The sequence below is a fragment of the Chitinophaga cymbidii genome (assembly GCF_007992715.1).
GTDB lineage: Bacteria > Bacteroidota > Bacteroidia > Chitinophagales > Chitinophagaceae > Chitinophaga > Chitinophaga cymbidii.
On the sequence record NZ_BKAU01000001.1, the window covers coordinates 2,208,886 to 2,227,303 of the forward strand.

Here is an 18,418-nt window from a genome sequence, read left to right on the forward strand (position 1 = left end):
CCGGGTAAAGGGGTTAAGCGTTTGACAATAGCTTTTTTATAGCTATTGCGATTTTTTCAGCCATCAGGGGGGGGACTGCATTACCAATTTGTTTGAACGCAGGAGTGCGGTTTATGCCTTCTTTTACCCCTTCGAAAAAATAATCATCGGGGAATGATTGCAGTCTTGCAGCTTCTCGGACAGTAAGTGAGCGATTTTGTTCTATGTCAGGATGGATATAGTAATGTCCATCTTTGGCAATATGTGCTACCACCGTTTGAGAAAACGGTTGATCGGCAGCTACTACTTTAAACCTGTCAAAAAACGAACTTCTGTTCTCATGGGTTTTAAGCCGTTCAGGCAAATCATTGTAGTTCAGTCTTTCCTTTTTATTATTCCATTTATTAACGGCAATACGATAAATTTCTTTATCCTGTTTGGTATGCGGACGGGCATTATGGTGCGTAAGAATTTCAATACCATTTCGAATAGAATTATTTTCGAGATAGCTGTTTGTTCTTGTTCTGTACCTCATATACCTGCCGGTATCTTCTCCCGCTTTAACAATCGGAAGGTCGTTAAGAACTGATTTGACATTATGACCAGAAGTTATTTTTATAGCTTCAAGATCAGGGATGGTAAATTCAATATTCTCCTGCCAGCCAATAATGATAATACGCTTTCTGTTCTGAAGTACACCGAAATTATTAGCCTCAATATTAAAGACTTTCATATCATACCCTTTTGACTTGAAAAGCTTTTTCATGTTTTCAAGGTATATACCGCTGCCTGCAGACAAAAGGCCAAGGACATTTTCAAAGACAAAAATCCTAGGCTTGTATCGTTCCAGATATTTGCCGTACTGAACATAAAGATAATTTCGCTGGTCGCCTTTCATACTATTTTTAGATCTGGCCCGACCTACCAGTGAATAGGCCTGACAGGGGGGACCACCAATAATCAAATCGACACAGGCTCCATTTAATTGCTTTTCGATAGCCTTATGTATTGTAGGATTATAGTCGCCGCTGATTGGTAAATTAATGACGGCACTCAGTAAAGTCTCTGGAACGGCTGCGTATAATTGATTTCTGGTTATTTCGCCTTTCAAATAAGATACATAAGTATTGTATTGCCCCGTTAATTTTAGATAATGATAAGCAGTACGCGTTTTCAGAGTAAAACATGCCGCTTGTTCCAGTTCGACATGTGCAATAGGCTCGAAACCGGCTCTGATAAATCCTTCAGACAAGCCACCGGCTCCGGCAAATAAATCTATGTATTTAAAACTCATTAGGCTAGTAGATTCTTTAGTAGTTTTTTTAATGTTGTTTCGCACAACGCGGGCTTTAAATCACATTCCCAAACAACCACCACCTTCCAGCCCGCTTGCTGCAAACGGGTATTACTATCTGTATCTTTTTTTTGGTTACCGCTAATCTTTGCCAGCCACCAGTTTGTTTTTGTTTTAGGTACTACGTAGTATTTACAGCCCTCATGGCCGTGCCAGAAACAGCCATGGATAAAAAGAACTGTTTTGTACTTCGGAAAAACCAAATCAGGTTTCCCCGGGAGTTTTTTATCGTGCAACCGGTACCGAAGACCATTTGAGAAAAGAAATTTTCTTACAAGCAGTTCAGGCTTTGTGTTTTTGCCCTTTATCCTGCTCATATTATAACTTCTTATTTCTTTGGTATGTACATCAGCCATATTTTCTAGACTTTCAACACAAATGTCGTAGAAATAGCTCAAATAGTGTACTCCTATATTAAATTCAATATAGTGAAAAAAAACTATACAATGTACAAAGGATGATTAGACGAATATGCGACTTTTGCTCCTGGGGCTGCTCTTATCTTTCTGAGCCAAATTTGAAATTAGATATGACCTTTGTCATATAAAAATGCAACAATATGAATGCAATAGGTTACATCCGGCTGAGCAGAAAAGACCAGTCAAAGTACTCCCTTGCTGGTCAGGAATCTGCGATCATATCCTACTGTACAAAGTATGGATTGCAATTACTGAACATTTTCACGGACAACGGACAATGTAGCGACACATTCGAACGGACTAACTTTAAAGCGTTGGAGTATTTTCTGCATCAAAATAAGGGGGTAGTGCGGTACTTAATTGTAATGGACCATGACCGTTTTAGCCGTGATCTTTCTCAGGCTCTCTCAAAAATTAATGAACTGAGGCGAAAGTATGGGGTAGATGTTCTATCCGTAGATGAGCCCATAGATTTGAACACATCGGACCCTCAGATTTTCATCAGCAGAACGCTGAAATATGCTATGGCTAATCTCGAACTTTTGAATATCAGAAAACGGCTGAGAAATGGAATAAGAAACGCCATGCAATCTGGCAGGTTCATGCAAAAAGCACCATTCGGATATCGTAACGGCTTGGATATTTCAGGTAAAAGTACACTTGTCGTTAAAGAAGCGGAGGCAACTATCGTTCGAAAAATATTTCAGGACTACCGGGCTGGCCTGCCTATGTATCTGATCTATGAAGCAGTCAAGCCACTGGGCTTCCCCAACACAGGCAACAGCGCTATCAGAAGGGTACTACAAAATTGTGTATATGCCGGACTAATCAGCATCGAGCCAACTTTTGAACAACAAAAGGTGACTTTTGTCAGAGCACTACATGAGCCTATTGTAAAGGAAGAAAATTTCTGGTTAGTACAGCATATGCTCAAGACGTCCCGAAATAAAGCTCAACCTCACAAAGACTTTCCATTACGAGGTCATTTAAGATGCAGTTGCGGCAGAAGTATGACTGCAGGTTGGAGCAAGGGTAGGAAAAAATATTATCAGTACTACAGATGCGTCCAGCATTCAAATATCAACCTCCCGGAACGGTGCTGCATGAAAAGTTTGAACGCTTATTGCATCACCTCACTTTACGGAACGACCAGTTAATATATCTGAAAAAAGCAGCAACATGTAAGCTCAAGAAAGCCCTGAACATTAACGCCAGGCTACTCATGGAACAACATCAGATGAAGCGCGAGGTTATGGGCAATATTGAAAAACTGGAGAACGATTTATCGCAGGGGAAATACCGGTAGACATGTTCAATAAATGGCAGGAGAAGTTCAAAACAGCCAGAGAATTGATAAATCGCCGGGCTAAACGATTGATGCAGGACCGGCAGGGCCGATTAAAAAAGATGGCGGAATTGCTGACCTACCTGACATCTGTTTGGGACGTTTATGAAAAAGCTTCCTGGGAGGACAGGTATGTGTTAATAAGTCAAATCTGCTCCGGCGGAATGAAGTTCGGAGATGGTGTCTTCAGATCGGGCGGGTTACATCCTGTTTTCAGACATACTAGAAGAGAACTCGAAGAAAAGAATCTACTCTACTCATCAGACTAAATAAAACTATATGGAAACGATACAGGAACCTGCAACATCGTTGCCTCGGGAAGAGCAGGAATTATTGAATACTATTGCAACGATAATTGTAGAAATCACAATGAATATCCGGCTTAATGAGAGGCCGGATGGGTTCAAACCACAATCCGGGAGTTTGAACCCTGTATTACCTTGAATATCAATAAACTTTTGTCTGTAAAATGAACAAAGGAGTCATTTCTCTAAGAAATAACTCCTTTGTTTTCAGTTCGCGGAGGAGAAGGGATTCGAACCCTTGATTCAAAAGATGCTCCGCCAAAATTTTATAGTTATTTGATTTTCATACTGCATCAAAGTGCTATTATTTTTAATTCTTCTATTTTTCAAACAATATTGTTTGACCTTTTATTTGACGGCAAAGATATGAGAATTGTGAGCAACAAAAAAGCCCGGAGGACCGGGCTTAAATTCTTATCGTTCGGAATGCAGGAATATCCGTTCCTCGAAACTAGGTGGGGCTTCCAAGCGTCGCCTCCTTGATTCCTCCTTAACCTCTTCATCTGCAATGGCGATTCCGATTCGTATTTCAGCCTCTGTATTGGTGGATACAATATCAAATAGCCTGGATTTCACCTTGTCCGTTGACTTCTGTACGGGATTGTGTTTTGCTTTCTTTTCCATTTTGTGCAAATTTAGGGTTTCGAGCTGATTTTACAAGTTTGGTGTCGGGTTTCTTTTTGGATATATTATTGTCCTGAACTGTAGCCTTTTTAGTGTCATGTATGAAACATACTTCATCTTCCGCATCACTCAAAACCAAATATAGGGATAATTCGGTTAAAATTGATTGATATTCCTCACCCCAAATTTTGGACTGTTTAACTATGTCCAGTTTTGACGAAATAAGTTCATAATCAATAATATACCCGTGATCCGGACAGCCATTAACCAGATAATCCACCACATCCCTATTCGTGTATTGATCAATGCGCGAATGGTACTGTGATAGTATCCTAGAACCATATTGGTAGCCAATGTCAAGCTTGCGCCGTTTATCGCCCAGCTTATAAGGGTCAATCTGCTTCATCAATGGTTCATAAAATTTGGCTAGGTTGTCCAGCAGTTGGCGGGACATTTCAGTTTTTGAAAGGTTTATTTTTTTATGCTCATATAGCCGGATATACATAGATTCATATACCTCTCGATATCTTTGTTCCAATCTTTTGAGCGAATATTCATCAATAAGAGCGCTCTCTCTGTCAAACTCGGGCCCATCTTCCCTCGTTTTAGCTAGTTGCACATCAAGAGGGCCCAGTTCCCCCGCCTCATCCATTACGATAATAGATCCGCCTAGCGCCATGAGCGTAGCGGCGCTTTTTGCCCAAAACGGCACAACAATATTGACAACCTTAAAATTACTCCGCAGTGTTCGGATGATTCTATATGCATCATCTGGCATGCCACCGGGGGAATGTACGATAACATCAATCTCTTCTACTTCCGGACTTTTCTTCTTCAGGTCGATAACTGCTTTCCGAACCTGCAGGAAACTGCCGGGATGGATTGGACAATAAAATATAAGCTGGGGAATACCTCCCCGTACGCGGGATAAAAGGCTGACCATTTTTTTAATTTGTTCCATAGCTTTGTTTTGGTTGAATAAATAGTTAGCAGGCTTCTCAATAAGGGGTAAAACTTCGGCTAAATCACTGGCTTTCTTTCACAGCCATATGGACTTCGAGCGCCCCCAATCCGACTTTTTCCCTTATTATCTCACCTGTTGCCCTGTTATACCACAGGCAATAAGCGTTACCCTCAGTGTCGAGATATTCAATTACCATCTTGGGGCCACCTGATTTTATAACCACTAGATCGCCTGCCTTAAATTGATTTTCCATGATCGTGAGTTTAAATTTTGGGTGTGTAAATAGGGGTTCTCCAATAGGGGTTAAAATTCTTTGCGGTTGAACATTCTAAAACCTGTAGACTATTGACGATCCGGTAAACTTCATCCCAGATACGCTCAGGCGCTTTGAGATATCTTTAGCTCCCTGACCGATCATTATGCCGCCAATGATAGCAAATGCAGCTCCAACCCCGGCACCGACATAAACCACCGTCTTTTCTTCGTTTTTTGTAATATTCAACGAATAGATAGCAGCACCGGCAGTTAAAGCGGTTCCTGCAGCAAGCAGCCCACCCCCGGTTCCTATTTTGTAGGCAGGGTTTGGCTTTCTCTTTTGCCACGTTTGGACATCTCCATAAACGTTATCGACTGATTTGCGTTGGGCATAGGTTATTGCTGGAATAACAAGAAAGGATAATAGCACTATTTTCTTCATAGATACAATTTACGAGGTCGAGCGCGGGGCGCCGTGGAAATATTTGTCTTACAGGGTATTGGTAAAAAGCAGTGTAATTTAAGGGATTTTTATCATTCATAGATATTCTTCCGGTCCCCCACATCTACGATCAGGACCGTCAGCTTTCCGTCCTCTATCAGGTAAATCACCCGGTAATCACCGATCCTGATCCGGTACCCCGGCCGGCCGGTGAGTTTTTTGCATCCTGGAGGTCGGGGATCAATAGCCAGAGTGTCTATTTTGGCCGATATTCTTTCTTGCACATTTGCTGGCAGCTTTGATAACTTTTTTTGCGCACTGGCGGTAATCGTAATCTGGTACATATCAGCGCTTCGATTTTTCTAAAGCCTCCTTTACTTTATCCCAGGGCAGAATTTCTTCCTTACCCTCTTTGATCTTCTTCATGGCCTTGTCAAAAGCCTTGATATCCTCCAGCTCTTCCGCTTTCGCCAGCAGCTTTCTGAACTCTTTCTCCGGCATTGATATCCGGTCACCTTTTATTTTTCTTACGTGTAATGTGGGCATAATTGTGAAATTAAGGAATTTTTGTAAATCAAGGCGATTCTTGGGGAGGGCATTTTCAAACACGTCGTTCAAAAGCCCTGAAATGGATTTTTAATTGCATAATGATTGGACAATCGCCTTTAATTTTTGCTAGTCAGCTCACTTATTCGAGCCTCCAGGATAGCAACTTTATCTTTCAATAACTGATTTATTTCTTCCAAATATTCGATCGTTTTATTCCCATTGGGGGCCTCTCTTGACGAATTATTTTCAAATAGGGATAATGCATTGTCAACTAATATAAGAGGAGATTCAATGCGAGATTTATAAAGGCGGTCTGTAATAAAATAAAGTCTGTCCTTATAGGATTTCAATACTATTTCATTTAGGTCAAGTTGTTTAAGTAACTCCTCCTCTTTCTTCTTTTTAACAGTCTCGTTTCGGTATTCTCCTAACGAATTGAGTGTTGAAACCAGTAACTCGGATCTGGACATTGCATCTTCCGTATGTAAGGCAAATTTTATAGCAAATAATGATAAACGGAAATCGTCTAGTGATGAATAGTCCACTTCATTCTCGTCTAATTTGAACTCTTCGACTTTGGGCCCTATGAATATGTCCAGTTTGTTAGCATTGTCATGCCCTAATGAATATCTGCCAAAAGCTCCGTCAACCGTACTGAATGTTACGGTTTTGCTCTCTTTGTCAAATTGCACCATCTCCAGGTCATGATTTAGCAGTAGGCCCATGGGAGCTTCATAAAGCTTTCTTAATGCTTCTAACACGACCACCCCCGGCGTATTTCTCCCATCTTCATATGCCTGATATGTAGTTCGTCTAATTTGAATGGCATCGGCAACATCCTTTTGAGAAAAACCAAAGGCAATTCTAAAGGCCCGCAAGTTCTTATGTAAAAACATTTCTATATGTTTAATACTTATGGTGTCAAATATTTTTAATAATGACACAAATAATGGCAAATAAATTTGGTTATGTCACTAATAATGACATAATTTTGAATCCTAGAACATTTATCAGTTTGATAAATGTCACCGGAAGTATCGCAAAAATACTGCAAATATGGAACAATTGCCGAATATGATTCCTAAGGGCTTGTTAATAGAATGGCATGCCGTCGCTTCGAAAGAATTGGAGGGGTTGAAAATCAATTATATAGCTAAAAAGGTGGGCTACAACTTCAGAACCGTGCAGCGGCTGCTTGAGCTGGATGGTACAGTGTTCAACGCCAGCCTGATCAGGGCTATTAATAAGCTGAGGGCTGATATAAAAAGGGAAGCTGAAGCATTAACCGCCTAGCATGAAAGGGGATCAAATCGATAAACTCGAAACAAAGGTATTAGCACTTCGGAAAATTGCTGATGACATGCTGGAGGAGGTGCGGCAAGCCCGCGCTTCTGTTCCAGCAGGTAAACGCAAAAAGCAGCTAATTGACCGGGAAGCGGATTTGATAGCAAGGCTGGCCTCGGGAAGGTACAAGCCGGCAGCGGCAAAGAATAAACCATAAATGATTAACAACCTTTTAGCAAAATAAAAAAGCCCGATGCGGTAACATCAGGCATGTTATTTAACCGCCCGCGAGGGCATTAAACTTCAATGTAAAGATATGAAAAATCGTAAGAAAAGCAAAAATCGTGTCCTTATCAGCCGCAAAGAACTTGCCTTATTGCGAGCAGCGGCCAGCCAGCAAGAGCCCCGCCCGTTGATTGTTAAGGTGCCTAAGTACATTCCTTTTGAATTACCCTTGGCAGATTACCTGGCCGTTTGCGGTATCGATGAATCTGGAAACCCTCTCGTTAAATCCTCTTCTTTTCCTCACCCTCAAACTGCTGCATAATGAAAAAACTACAAACACTTTCCGAAATGACTGAAGGCATGAACGAGTTTCAGAAGTTTCTCTTCTTCTCTGAAAAACAGAAGGAACGTGAAGAGTTCAGAAAAATTTTCTGGTCATTATATCTTGACGGAGGGATGGACTGTGATGAAATGCAGAAAGACATGCGTATTTCTCGCGTGGCCTGGAATCGTTACTATAATGGAGATATGCCGTTACCTAACGGCCTCTTGTTTAGAATTAAAAATCGGTATAAAGATAAAATAAAGGCGGTGGAATATTTGCAACGTAAAAGGAGTTTGGATGAGTATTTTAATTATCTGCGAGCCCCTATTCCAAAGTCAGAGGACATTCAACAATCTGGTGAATCCATGTTACCTGAAACATCTTGCACACCTACAGAAGCAAACCCCATTCCCTCACCTGAAAATGCCCTCGCATGAAAAAGTCATACGCAGCTCAATTTGGGCCCAACACACAATACTATCTCAAAAGCAATCTTTACCTGATTGTTGAGGCAAAGACGGAATGCCCACTTTTATGGGATGGCGAATCTCTGTATGGTTCTACACCGCCAGGTGGTGGTTATCCAGCGTCTATGCCCGTGGAATACTACGACATAGATACCGCAAAGTGGATCATCGGGGAGTATTATACTCGTTTTGCCTTAGATGGTTGGAAGAAAGAAAATCCCCCAAAAGAAGTTAAGCTGATACCTGTATTCGCACCTTTCGACACACGGTTTAAAGGTGAGTTCATAGAAGAAGTAGAAGTTGAAGATGATGATGATACCAGCCTTACCAAGCTTATCACCGTGCCATTTTCTAACCATAAAGATATGGTAATATGAGCGGGCAGATGAAATACTACATCGATCCGGGCGCTGTAAAGAAGGATCTAAAGGTAAGGCAGTATATGCAGGAACATGGGGCGGCGGGGTTTGGCCGGTTGTTTATTCTGATCAGCAATATACTTTCTTGCCCGAACGCCCGGTTGCCAATAGACGATAACTGGCAGGACATTACGGGACATTTCGCGTCGCAGTTCGGGTGTAGCACAAAGGAGGCAGCAAGATATATTCATGATATGGTTTATACCTATAGTTTGATCCAGCTTACAGCGGATGGTGATCTCGCTATTCCTTCTGATTCGGTGCTAGTTCAAATAGCGGTAAGCCGTGACATCTTAAAACCGGTTTTCAATGGATAACATATTGGATAGGGGGATCTATTACACGAAGATGCTCGGTGACCGCCTGCGGCCGGAGATCATGCACGGTGACGTGCTGGCTGGCCGTCAGGTCAGCGCCCCTGTATTCGGGGATCTGAATATTATCCAGGCATGCGGATATGGGGATGATATCGTGGGGTATGTTCTCCCGGACCCGGCCAATCCGAAACGGATCATTGTCAACGCGGCGCCAGGTATGCCGGGAACCCCGGTGCCACTCTCTCGCATCGTGGCCTTGTTCAGAGTGTCGGGATGTGTAAGGATGTATTAATTGAAAAAGAAGAGCCTAATTAGACATGGGAATGAAAGAAAGGTATTGGTTCAAACATGATTATAATGCGAGGCTGGACCCGAAATTACAGCGTGTGCTCATGAAGCATGGGCAGGCCGGAAAAGGCGTCTTTTGGGACTTACTGGAGATGCTTTATGAGGCTGAGGGTTACCTCTCCTTATCTGATTGTGATTCTTACGCCTTTAACCTGCGTACGGATGCCGATACCCTTCTTTCCATCATTACCGATTTCGATCTGTTTAAGCAGGATGATACCCGTTTCTGGAATGAACGGATACTTTCTGCCATTGAAACACGCCAGGCAAAGAGCGACAAGGCAAGAATAGGGGCAAAAGTAAAGTGGGATAATTATGCGAACGCATCAAAAAACGATGCGAACGTATTGCAATCGCAATGCAATCGCAATGCGACCGCTATGCTAGATAATAGAAGTAAGAATATAGAAAATAATAATCCCCCTTTATCCCCCTTGCAGGGGGAGGGCAGTGATTCTTCTTCGAAATTGCCCACTTCAGGTAAGCAGGCGGAAGCGGGGGCAGGCAAGCCCCTCAACAAGCCGCTAGAATTCCCATCACCGGAATTTGAAGCTATCTGGAAAGAATGGATTGAGTTCAAGCGAACGGAGAAGAGGAAGCGATATCGGACGCAGCTGGCAGAGCAAAAAGGAATCACACACCTGGTTAACCTTTCTGGCGGTGACTATTCCGTAGCGAAGCTGATTGTTGAACAAAGCATGGCGCAGAATTGGGAAGGGCTTTTTGCGTTGAAGAACGCGCCCGGTCTGCCGGTAGTAGACCAGCAGCAGGGTATTACGGAAACATCGGAACAAATTCGAGCACGGCTAAAAATGGTTTACTGATGCAGGAGAAGCTACCGACAGAATGGGCAGATGTGGGCATTACAGTGCCGGGCCATGCAAAAGGCCAGGTGAAGGTATTCTGCCCGCAGTGCCATGACCAGCGGCGAAATAAGACCGATAAAAGCCTTTCCGTCAACCTGGAGGAGCGTGTCTGGCAGTGCCATTACCCGCCCTGCTCGTGGTCTGGCCGCTTGTTCGATCAGGAGTTACTGCAGCAACGTAAAAAGCGGGTGTACACCCCGCCAGCGGAGCCGCCGCCACATCTTTCGGAGAAATCGAAAAAGTACCTGAACAGCCGCAGCCTTTCGGATAACACCATCCGGCGTTTCAAGATCACCGACGGCATGGAGTGGATGCCGCAGACGGAGAAAGAGCAGAACTGTATCCGCTTCCCGTACTACCGGAACGAGCAGCTGGTGAACATCAAGTACCGTGACGGGGCGAAGAATTTCAAAATGGCGAAGGACGCGGAGTTGATCTTCTTCCACCTGGACGCGATCGAAGGCGCGGAAGAGTGCGTGATCACCGAAGGGGAGATCGACTGCATGAGCGCGTATGAGGCCGGTGTCTACCAGGTGGTGAGCGTACCCAACGGCGCCAGTAAACCCGGTGCGGGCAAAGCAGCGCCGAAACTGGAATACCTCGATAACTGTTTCGAGTACTTCACCGTCATGAAGCGCATCGTAATCGCTACGGATGGTGACACAGCGGGCCGTTCCCTGCGTGATGAGCTCGCCCGCCGGCTTGGTCGCCACCGATGCGTCTATGTGGTCTACCCGGAAGGAACGAAGGATCTCAATGAGGTGTTACTTACGCATGGAAAGGACCGGGTAAAGCAGGTGCTATCAGAGGCCGTGGCGTTCCCGATTGAGGGTGTTCACACGGTTACTGATTTCGAGGCTGACCTGGATCAGCTTTACCTGGAAGGCATCAAGCGCGGCGACCAGATCGGCTATCCTGACTTCGACAAGCTGTTCAGCTTCAAGCGCGGGCAGTTCACCGTAGTGACCGGAATACCTAACCACGGCAAGTCCGCATTTCTAAACCAATGCTTGGTCCGGCTTTCCAGCCGCTACGGGTGGAAGCATGCGATATGCAGCTTTGAGCACCAGCCGGTCATGCATCACGCCGCTAAGCTGATTTCCTGTTTCCTGGGGAAACGCTTTGATCCTTCCACCATCAACACTACGCAATGGGCATGGGGAAAGCTTTTCGTGGACGAGCACTTTTACTTTTTCAACACCGAGGATATCGAGCTCACCGTGGGTAGCTTACTGGATAAGGCAAAGGAGCTGGTTATGCGATACGGTATCGACAGTTTCACCATCGATCCGTGGAACTACATTGAGTTTAACCTGGAAAGGGGAGAGACCGAAACGATGTTCATTTCCAGGGCGCTGACCCTCATTACCAAATTCAGCCGGGCATATGACGTTCATGTATTCCTTGTGGCACACCCGGCTAAAATGTCGAAGACCGGAAAGGGATTCGATATACCGAACCTTTATAGCATCGCGGGTTCCGCGCACTTCAACAACAAGACAGACAACGGTATTACAGTTCATATAGACGAGATGACAGGGAATCCGGTGGTTTATGTTCAGAAGGTGCGCGAACAGCCTTACACAGGCGTGAAGGGGCATAGCATATTTCGGTTTGAGGTCGGCACCGGGCGGTACGCTGAACTGGATACATCGTTCTCTGACGAAGTACCGCTTTACCTGGACCGGAAAGGATATGACTACGGATTGCTGGCAGATGATCCAATAAAATTTCCTCAAGACGAAATCATTTTCTGATATGCGACACAGATTTTTATCACCGCTTCCCAAATATGACTTCCAGGAACCGCTGAACAGTAGCCTCGAAGTCAAGATAAATGGCACTCTGAACACGAAGAGCTGGATACGGGGCAAGGAGCTTGCGGCGAACGGTTGCTGCCAGGTTGCCCTTCGTATGGCATTGGATACCTACCTCCGTACTTGTTTTGTAAAGGGTACGGATGATCATTCGATTGATGACGCGGTACGTGTACTCACCGAAATGGGGTACGCAGAGGACGAGATCAGGGAGGCTGCGAAGGACAGTTATTTCTCTGTGTTCTTTTACAAATGATGGAGCTTTCACACTGGTACATATCATCGACCGGTCGGATCTGCATAGCAGAGCGAGAGTATCAGTATGTCGCCTTATGGATATTCGAGGGCCGCTGCCGGGACGGAAGAATGCTCTGGAAAGTAATAAAGGGAGGGTAAACCATGAACGGACTAAAAACAATGATCATTATCGCAATCGGCCTCATCATCGGCAGATTATGGGGAGCACTGCCGGCAGTTATATTCCTGACGGCCGCGATATTACTTGACGATAAAACGCCACCAAATGACAATACGACAAATCGACCAACTGGTTGCTAAACGAGGCGAGACATGAGGATATTATCACTTGTAAACAAACAGTCAGGGTGTTGCTATCACCGGGTAAAACTGCCCGTGACCTACCTGATAAATGATGGACTGATCCAGGGGGTACCGGGAGGACTATCCTTCGAAGAAAGCTTGAAGCACTGTGATGTTTTGTTTTACAACCGTGTTCCCACAGGCTATACCATCGAGCAGATACTGCAGCTCCGGGCAAAGCACGGGTTCAAGATCGTGGTAGATATGGACGATTTCTGGCGGCTGTATCCTGGGCACTTCCTGGAAAAGATATGGGAACATCAGGGTTTGGAGCGGCAGTTTGTAAAGAACCTCACAGCCGCCGACGCCGTTACCTGTACCTCCGACCGGCTGCGCGAGAAGGTAATTCCATACAATCGGAACGTCCATGTGATCCCGAATGCCCTTCCTTTCGGGGAGATGCAGTTCTACAGCGACCGGGCACCTGCGGAGCGCATGCGGTTCATCTACGCGGGGGGGACATCCCATTTTTGGGACTTGCGGCTGCTGCGGCCGACAATGGACAAGCTGAGCAGGGATAAGTTCACGGGGGAGATAGTGCTTGCTGGCATAGCTCCAGGCGTGGATATTTACCGAAAGATGATAGACACAGTAAGCGCACGGGGTAAGCTCCGCCACTTCCGGACGATCACCTACCAACCTTTAGATTCCTACATGGATCTGTACAACGATGGGGACGTTGCCCTGGCGCCGCTAGTGGGTAACGAGTTCAATTCCTGTAAATCAAACCTGAAGGTACTGGAAGCGGGCAGTAAGAAGATGCCAATTATTGTTTCCAATACTGGCCCATACCGGGACGACCCCTGCCCGCACCTCATGCGGGTAGACACCCCCTCAGAGTGGTACAAGTGGATACGCTGGTGTGAGCAGAACCCAAACCACGTGATTGATATCGGCCAGGCTCTGCATACGTGGGTGCAAGAGCGCTATGATATCCGTAAGATCAATAATCTACGGCTCGAAGTTTTTAACAGCGTTGCATGACAAGGGATGAAATTATTGAGATAATAGCAAAGGATAAGGAATACATGACAATTTGCCGACAGGTGACGGCTCTGAAGGCCGACCAATACGCAGAAGACCTCTATCAGGAGTTGTTCCTGATCATCATGGCGTTGCCCGAACAGCGACTGAAAGATCTTTATGCTACGTGCTTCCGGTGCTATTACTATCGGATGGCGGAAAGGCAGTTTTACAGCGACAATAGCAGATTTCATAAGACTATGAGGAAACCTGGCACCTTCATTCGGGCCAGGTTGGAAGACATCGCTGCTTTCTATGATCATACTCCTATAGAACCGGAGGTGATCGAAAGGCTTAACCGGGCAATGAACGAGCTTCCGTTCGTAGATGGGGAACTTTTGAAACTCTACGCAGACCGGAAGTCTGTCAAGCAGGTGTCAAAGGATTCGGGCGTACCGATCAGGTCGGTTTACAAGATCATCTCCAACGCCAAACGAAACGTACAAATCAAGGTAGAACGATATAAACGCACTGAAAAATGAACAATTGGCTTTTAATTCTAGGGGCTGCCTGCGGGGCTCTTTTCGCTATTGAGATTGTGGGAGTACAACACTGGATAAGGTCCTTTATCTGTATGTGGAGGGTAGAAATATATACCGGACGGGTTAAGCCCTTTGACTGTCCTCCGTGCCTTTCTTTCTGGATCGGCACCATTTCCGCATTTTTTTTGGGTAAAAATGCACCTGAAGCGCTATGTATAGGTGTAATAGCATCAATTCTATCAGTTTTAATCAAGAAAACAATCGATAAATGAATTTCACAGAAGAACATATTCCGGTGATGGAACAGCACAGACACCACTGGACCGGCCTGCGGGATGTTCAGGTAATGAGGAACCTGGACCGGCCTGTGATCGATTCCCTACAGAAAATCTATAACGAGGCTGTAGGCCCGCAGCGGTTCACGCCCTGGTGCAGCGAATGTGTGGCCGACCTGGTGCGGCTTCTTTACACACAGTTTGAGAAATGGGAAGGCCAGCAGCAAAAAGCAGAAGATGGCACGAAGCCACCCGCCGAAGAAGGCAACGATGGTAAAGGAACCAGAGGTCGTAAACCCAAAAACAAACCCAATGGCAATTAAGATTCATCCAACCGCAAAAATCCACGAGACGGTGGTACTCGGCATGAACGTAACCATTGGTGCAAACGTTGTTATTGGCCCGTACTGTTTAATCGGCATGCCAGGAGAACACAGGGAGAAGTCTGCCAAGGATTATGGCGTGTACATAGGTGACAATACCACGCTAACCGGATTAGTGACAGTTGATTCCGGAGTGGAGGGAATAACCTATATAGGAGAAAATGTGTATGTCATGAAGCATGCGCACGTAGGCCATGACGCCATTATCCGCAATAACGTTACAATTTCCTGCGGGGTTAAAATTGGTGGGCACACGGAGATTGACCCCTTTGCCAATATTGGATTGAATGCGGTAATACACCAAAACCACCATATAGCCCATTGGGCAATGATCGGCATGGGGGCCGTAGTACCAAAAGGAGTTATTGTCCGTGCTGGCTTTACCTATGTTGGCAACCCGGCTAAGTGTATTGGTCAAAACAAAAAGGCTCCTGTAGATATGTTTACGATGTTCAGTCAAAACAGCGAAGTATGAAAGTCAATGTCATAAATGAACTAATTGGTAAAACTCCATTGCAGATTGACGTGCGGGAAGATTCAATCGTCTTTCATTTTGAAGATTCCAAATACGGATTTTTCCCGGATGAGTGCTACCTAAATGACGCAAGTATTTTTGTAGAAGATATTAACGGGGATGTTTTAGACCTGATCGGTCATCCGATATTAAAGGCGGAATCTACATCATCTACCGAAAGACCCAAAGGGTCAATGCCACATGATTCATATTCTCACCAGGAATGGACATTCTATCATATAGCCTCTATAAAGGGTAATGTAACAATAAGGTGGTACGGAGGCTCTGACGAATATTCAACTTCGGTATCATTCATTAAAATTAAAGACCAATCCTTATGAAAGTAGCCATCCTCATGCTCAGCTATGAGCGATTCGATACTTTATCCAAAGTCCTGCCGTCCAACATGGTCCATGCCGCCGGCGCCGATCTGTTTGTTCTGGACCAGGGCAGCACGGACCCGCGTGTTCTTCCTTTCCTGAAGGAATATGCGAAGGAGGTATTTACCCTCCCGGACAACGTGGGCATATCCAAAGGGTTCAACTTCCTCCTGAAATACTGCTATGACCTCGGATACGACGCCTTCCAATTCATAGCCAACGACATCATGGAGCCGGTCGGCTGGATCACTGAAAAGGTAAAGCACCTGCAGGCCATCCCCGAAAGCGGCATGGTATCAATCGCATTGGCGGACAGTGGCTACTGTACGAAGCGTGTAAACGGCATGTGGATACATCCTGGTCACGTGATCGGGCAGTTCATCATCAGCCGGGCAACCTACGAGAAATTGGGCGCTCTCCGCGAGGATTTCGGCATGTACGGCCCCATCGACCTTGACTACAATCTCCGTTGCGAGAAATTGGGGCTGATCAACTACTACATTCCCTGCTTACGAGCTGTCCATATGGATGACCGGGCAAACGACCTGTACGGGTACGACAAAGCCCAAAAGGTAAGTGATACCTGGCCGGAGTTCATCAACACCGTATCCCGGTATGAAGATCGATCGAACTGTCATATTCCGAACGGTGAGTACACCATCAACGCGGATCAATACCATGTGCAATAAAAGATGTCTGACAAAAGAGGAAGCAAAGAGCGCACTGGCGTTTATCCGAACCCACAAGGGAAAGAAGGCATGCAAGAGGCGCAGGGAGTGTAGATTTTATTTCTGTGAGGAACACAACGCTTTTCACCTAACAAGCATTAAAAAGAACCGATATGGCAAGACCCAAGGGCACATATAAGTTCACCGTGGAGCAGATTGAAACTGCATGGACAGAGTACAAACAGAAGTGTGACGACTTCTGTGTGTGGGAGGTATCTGCGGGGAAGAAGATAAAAGTACCCAACCCGCAAATTTATACACTTGAAAGTTTCCTTATATACTTAGGTATGGATGAGGACACTTTCGACAGGTATAAAGGAATCGCCCGTTTTTCCCGAACGGTCACGCGCATAAGGGCGGAAGTGTTCGCCTGTAAGAAAACAGCGATGGTGAACGGGTATGGAAATGTACAGGGAATCATGTTCGACATGCGGGCAAACTACAAGATCACGGATAAGCAGGATTTGGATGTGAACCTGGCCGCAACTATCACACAGGTGGTGCCGAAGGTGATAAATACCGGGGTGCCGCTGGCATCAAGTGAAAAGGATATTCAGGAGTAATGTTTGAAACGGGACCGCTATATCTGGAGAACCTGAACGCCACCGAGCCAGAGGTGGTGAATCAGGGGGGCACATCCTCCGGAAAGACGTATAGCATCCTTCAAGTTCTTTGCAGCAAGGCGGTAAGCGAGCCAAAGCGCGTGATCACGGTTGCCGGGCAGGATATTCCCAACCTGAAGAAAGGAGCGCTCCGGGATATGGAGCGCATCGTGGACGAAAGCGACCAGCTGCGGAAGCTGGTGAAGGGGTATAACAGGTCCGACCGGGTATATACCTTTCACAGCGGTTCAATGATGGAGTTCAACAGCTACGCGGATGCACAGGACGCCAAAAGCGGTAAGCGCCACTACCTGTTTGTCAACGAGGCGAACGGTATTGCGTACCCGATTTACCAAGAGCTGGCGCTGCGTACCACCATTCAGACGTTTATTGACTACAATCCGAATGCGGAATTTTGGGTACATGAGCACATACTGACAAAGGCATGGGGAGAAATGAGACTGATCATCAGTGATCACCGGCACAATCCGTTTTGCCCTCAATCCATCAAGAAAAAGATCGAGGCACTGAAGCACCAGGACCCGGAACTGTTCAAAGTGTACGGCAGGGGCAGGACCGGAAAGATCGAAGGGCTCATATTCCGCAATTGGTTCCTGTGTGATGATGTCCCGAAGGGTGCAAAGTTCATCGGCTACGGCCTTGACTTCGGGTTTACCAACGACCCAACAGCGTTGCCCGGTGTCTGGATGCAGGATGGTGAGCTGTGGATCAAAGAACTGATCTATGAAACAGGTTTGACAAACCCGGCAATTTGCCGCAAGTTGGAGGAGGTAGGTGTGGGGCGGAGGGATGATATTATAGCTGACAGTTCCGAGCCAAAGTCCATCACGGAAATATCAAACGGAGGCTTCCGGGTAGACGGTGCGTTGAAAGGACCAGATAGTGTGAAGGCTAGTATCGATATCCTGAAGCGGTACAAGATGAATATCACAAAGGATAGCACCAACCTGCGCAAAGAGTTGAGCAGCTACAAGTGGAAAACCACGAAGGACGGGAAGACACTGAACGAGCCGGTTGATTTCATGAATCACCTGATAGACGCCCTCCGGTATGTGGCTTTGAACAAACTGGCAACTACGAAGAAAGGTAAATACGTATTTAGTTAA

At 45.6% G+C, this 18,418-nt stretch carries 28 protein-coding genes; 20 read left to right on the forward strand and 8 right to left on the reverse strand.

The window, feature by feature from the left end; all coding sequences use genetic code 11:
• Window positions 1-13: 13 nt before the first annotated feature.
• Together CCY01nite_RS09055 and CCY01nite_RS09060 are read right to left on the reverse strand one after the other, a co-directional pair.
• Window positions 14-1,318 (reverse strand): DNA cytosine methyltransferase, encoded by a 1,305-nt coding sequence (locus CCY01nite_RS09055; RefSeq protein ID WP_246129894.1) that lies wholly within the window; start codon window positions 1,316-1,318, stop codon window positions 14-16.
• Complete coding sequence (locus CCY01nite_RS09060) at window positions 1,273-1,731, reverse strand: very short patch repair endonuclease (RefSeq protein ID WP_246129895.1); 459 nt, start codon at window positions 1,729-1,731, stop codon at window positions 1,273-1,275. Before CCY01nite_RS09060 ends, CCY01nite_RS09055 begins: the two co-directional genes overlap by 46 nt.
• Window positions 1,732-1,892: 161 nt before the next feature.
• On the opposite strand from CCY01nite_RS09060, the gene CCY01nite_RS09065 reads away from it, so the two are divergent.
• Window positions 1,893-2,909 (forward strand): recombinase family protein, encoded by a 1,017-nt coding sequence (locus tag CCY01nite_RS09065; RefSeq protein WP_146859856.1) that lies wholly within the window; start codon window positions 1,893-1,895, stop codon window positions 2,907-2,909.
• A 151-nt stretch (window positions 2,910-3,060) separates the two neighbouring features.
• Window positions 3,061-3,366, forward strand: coding sequence for a hypothetical protein (locus CCY01nite_RS09070; protein WP_146859858.1), 306 nt, complete (start codon window positions 3,061-3,063; stop codon window positions 3,364-3,366).
• Between the two features lie 592 nt (window positions 3,367-3,958).
• On the opposite strand, the gene CCY01nite_RS09075 is transcribed toward CCY01nite_RS09070, so the two are convergent.
• The 6 genes from CCY01nite_RS09075 to CCY01nite_RS09100 all read right to left on the reverse strand — a co-directional run bounded on the left by CCY01nite_RS09075 (window position 3,959) and on the right by CCY01nite_RS09100 (window position 7,132).
• Window positions 3,959-4,987, reverse strand: coding sequence for an SDH family Clp fold serine proteinase (locus CCY01nite_RS09075; RefSeq protein ID WP_146859860.1), 1,029 nt, complete (start codon window positions 4,985-4,987; stop codon window positions 3,959-3,961).
• A gap of 64 nt (window positions 4,988-5,051) precedes the next feature.
• Complete coding sequence (locus CCY01nite_RS09080) at window positions 5,052-5,243, reverse strand: DUF2158 domain-containing protein (RefSeq protein ID WP_146859862.1); 192 nt, start codon at window positions 5,241-5,243, stop codon at window positions 5,052-5,054.
• Between the two features lie 75 nt (window positions 5,244-5,318).
• Window positions 5,319-5,687: a hypothetical protein gene (locus CCY01nite_RS09085; protein ID WP_146859864.1), complete on the reverse strand. Its 369-nt coding sequence runs from the start codon at window positions 5,685-5,687 to the stop codon at window positions 5,319-5,321.
• Between the two features lie 92 nt (window positions 5,688-5,779).
• Window positions 5,780-6,031 carry a type II toxin-antitoxin system RelE family toxin gene (locus tag CCY01nite_RS09090; RefSeq protein WP_146859866.1) on the reverse strand — a complete coding sequence of 84 codons (252 nt, stop codon included), beginning with the start codon at window positions 6,029-6,031 and terminating at the stop codon, window positions 5,780-5,782.
• Between the two features lies 1 nt (window position 6,032).
• Window positions 6,033-6,233 (reverse strand): hypothetical protein, encoded by a 201-nt coding sequence (locus CCY01nite_RS09095; RefSeq protein WP_146859868.1) that lies wholly within the window; start codon window positions 6,231-6,233, stop codon window positions 6,033-6,035.
• Window positions 6,234-6,352: 119 nt separating this feature from the next.
• The gene (locus CCY01nite_RS09100) at window positions 6,353-7,132 is read right to left on the reverse strand and encodes a helix-turn-helix transcriptional regulator (protein ID WP_186830977.1); all 780 of its coding nucleotides are present in this window, start codon (window positions 7,130-7,132) and stop codon (window positions 6,353-6,355) included.
• Between the two features lie 160 nt (window positions 7,133-7,292).
• Between CCY01nite_RS09100 and CCY01nite_RS09105 the strand changes: the two genes are divergently transcribed.
• The 18 genes from CCY01nite_RS09105 to CCY01nite_RS09190 all read left to right on the forward strand — a co-directional run bounded on the left by CCY01nite_RS09105 (window position 7,293) and on the right by CCY01nite_RS09190 (window position 18,418).
• The gene (locus CCY01nite_RS09105; protein ID WP_146859871.1) at window positions 7,293-7,529 is read left to right on the forward strand and encodes a hypothetical protein; all 237 of its coding nucleotides are present in this window, start codon (window positions 7,293-7,295) and stop codon (window positions 7,527-7,529) included.
• A 1-nt stretch (window position 7,530) separates the two neighbouring features.
• Window positions 7,531-7,737, forward strand: coding sequence for a hypothetical protein (locus CCY01nite_RS09110; protein ID WP_146859873.1), 207 nt, complete (start codon window positions 7,531-7,533; stop codon window positions 7,735-7,737).
• Between the two features lie 99 nt (window positions 7,738-7,836).
• On the forward strand, window positions 7,837-8,067 hold the full coding sequence (locus CCY01nite_RS09115) for a hypothetical protein (protein WP_146859875.1): 231 nt from the start codon (window positions 7,837-7,839) through the stop codon (window positions 8,065-8,067).
• A complete protein-coding gene (locus tag CCY01nite_RS09120; RefSeq protein ID WP_146859877.1) occupies window positions 8,067-8,507 on the forward strand; it encodes a hypothetical protein in 441 nt (146 codons plus the stop codon). The genes CCY01nite_RS09115 and CCY01nite_RS09120 overlap by 1 nt, the downstream gene beginning before the upstream one ends.
• Window positions 8,504-8,914 carry a hypothetical protein gene (locus CCY01nite_RS09125; RefSeq protein ID WP_146859879.1) on the forward strand — a complete coding sequence of 137 codons (411 nt, stop codon included), beginning with the start codon at window positions 8,504-8,506 and terminating at the stop codon, window positions 8,912-8,914. Before CCY01nite_RS09120 ends, CCY01nite_RS09125 begins: the two co-directional genes overlap by 4 nt.
• Window positions 8,915-8,922: 8 nt before the next feature.
• Window positions 8,923-9,273: a hypothetical protein gene (locus tag CCY01nite_RS09130; RefSeq protein ID WP_146859881.1), complete on the forward strand. Its 351-nt coding sequence runs from the start codon at window positions 8,923-8,925 to the stop codon at window positions 9,271-9,273.
• The gene (locus CCY01nite_RS09135; protein WP_146859883.1) at window positions 9,266-9,565 is read left to right on the forward strand and encodes a hypothetical protein; all 300 of its coding nucleotides are present in this window, start codon (window positions 9,266-9,268) and stop codon (window positions 9,563-9,565) included. Before CCY01nite_RS09130 ends, CCY01nite_RS09135 begins: the two co-directional genes overlap by 8 nt.
• Window positions 9,566-9,596: 31 nt before the next feature.
• Window positions 9,597-10,445 carry a phage replication initiator YdaU family protein gene (locus CCY01nite_RS09140; protein ID WP_186830978.1) on the forward strand — a complete coding sequence of 283 codons (849 nt, stop codon included), beginning with the start codon at window positions 9,597-9,599 and terminating at the stop codon, window positions 10,443-10,445.
• On the forward strand, window positions 10,445-12,244 hold the full coding sequence (locus CCY01nite_RS09145) for a toprim domain-containing protein (protein WP_146859886.1): 1,800 nt from the start codon (window positions 10,445-10,447) through the stop codon (window positions 12,242-12,244). Before CCY01nite_RS09140 ends, CCY01nite_RS09145 begins: the two co-directional genes overlap by 1 nt.
• A gap of 1 nt (window position 12,245) precedes the next feature.
• Entirely contained in the window at window positions 12,246-12,560 is a 315-nt protein-coding gene (locus tag CCY01nite_RS09150) for a UBA domain-containing protein (RefSeq protein WP_146859888.1), read from the forward strand.
• 314 nt (window positions 12,561-12,874) lie between these two features.
• Window positions 12,875-13,888, forward strand: coding sequence for a glycosyltransferase family protein (locus CCY01nite_RS09155; RefSeq protein ID WP_146859890.1), 1,014 nt, complete (start codon window positions 12,875-12,877; stop codon window positions 13,886-13,888).
• Window positions 13,885-14,409, forward strand: a complete 525-nt coding sequence (locus tag CCY01nite_RS09160; RefSeq protein WP_146859892.1) for an RNA polymerase sigma factor — start codon at window positions 13,885-13,887, stop codon at window positions 14,407-14,409. Before CCY01nite_RS09155 ends, CCY01nite_RS09160 begins: the two co-directional genes overlap by 4 nt.
• Before the next feature lie 268 nt (window positions 14,410-14,677).
• A complete protein-coding gene (locus tag CCY01nite_RS09165) occupies window positions 14,678-15,007 on the forward strand; it encodes a hypothetical protein (RefSeq protein WP_146859894.1) in 330 nt (109 codons plus the stop codon).
• Window positions 14,997-15,542: an LbetaH domain-containing protein gene (locus tag CCY01nite_RS09170; protein WP_186830979.1), complete on the forward strand. Its 546-nt coding sequence runs from the start codon at window positions 14,997-14,999 to the stop codon at window positions 15,540-15,542. Before CCY01nite_RS09165 ends, CCY01nite_RS09170 begins: the two co-directional genes overlap by 11 nt.
• Window positions 15,539-15,922 (forward strand): DUF7448 domain-containing protein, encoded by a 384-nt coding sequence (locus CCY01nite_RS09175; protein ID WP_146859898.1) that lies wholly within the window; start codon window positions 15,539-15,541, stop codon window positions 15,920-15,922. Before CCY01nite_RS09170 ends, CCY01nite_RS09175 begins: the two co-directional genes overlap by 4 nt.
• Window positions 15,919-16,650, forward strand: coding sequence for a glycosyltransferase family 2 protein (locus CCY01nite_RS09180; RefSeq protein ID WP_146859900.1), 732 nt, complete (start codon window positions 15,919-15,921; stop codon window positions 16,648-16,650). The genes CCY01nite_RS09175 and CCY01nite_RS09180 overlap by 4 nt, the downstream gene beginning before the upstream one ends.
• A gap of 152 nt (window positions 16,651-16,802) precedes the next feature.
• Window positions 16,803-17,252: a terminase small subunit gene (locus tag CCY01nite_RS09185; RefSeq protein ID WP_146859902.1), complete on the forward strand. Its 450-nt coding sequence runs from the start codon at window positions 16,803-16,805 to the stop codon at window positions 17,250-17,252.
• Window positions 17,252-18,418 carry a PBSX family phage terminase large subunit gene (locus tag CCY01nite_RS09190; RefSeq protein WP_146859904.1) on the forward strand — a complete coding sequence of 389 codons (1,167 nt, stop codon included), beginning with the start codon at window positions 17,252-17,254 and terminating at the stop codon, window positions 18,416-18,418. Before CCY01nite_RS09185 ends, CCY01nite_RS09190 begins: the two co-directional genes overlap by 1 nt.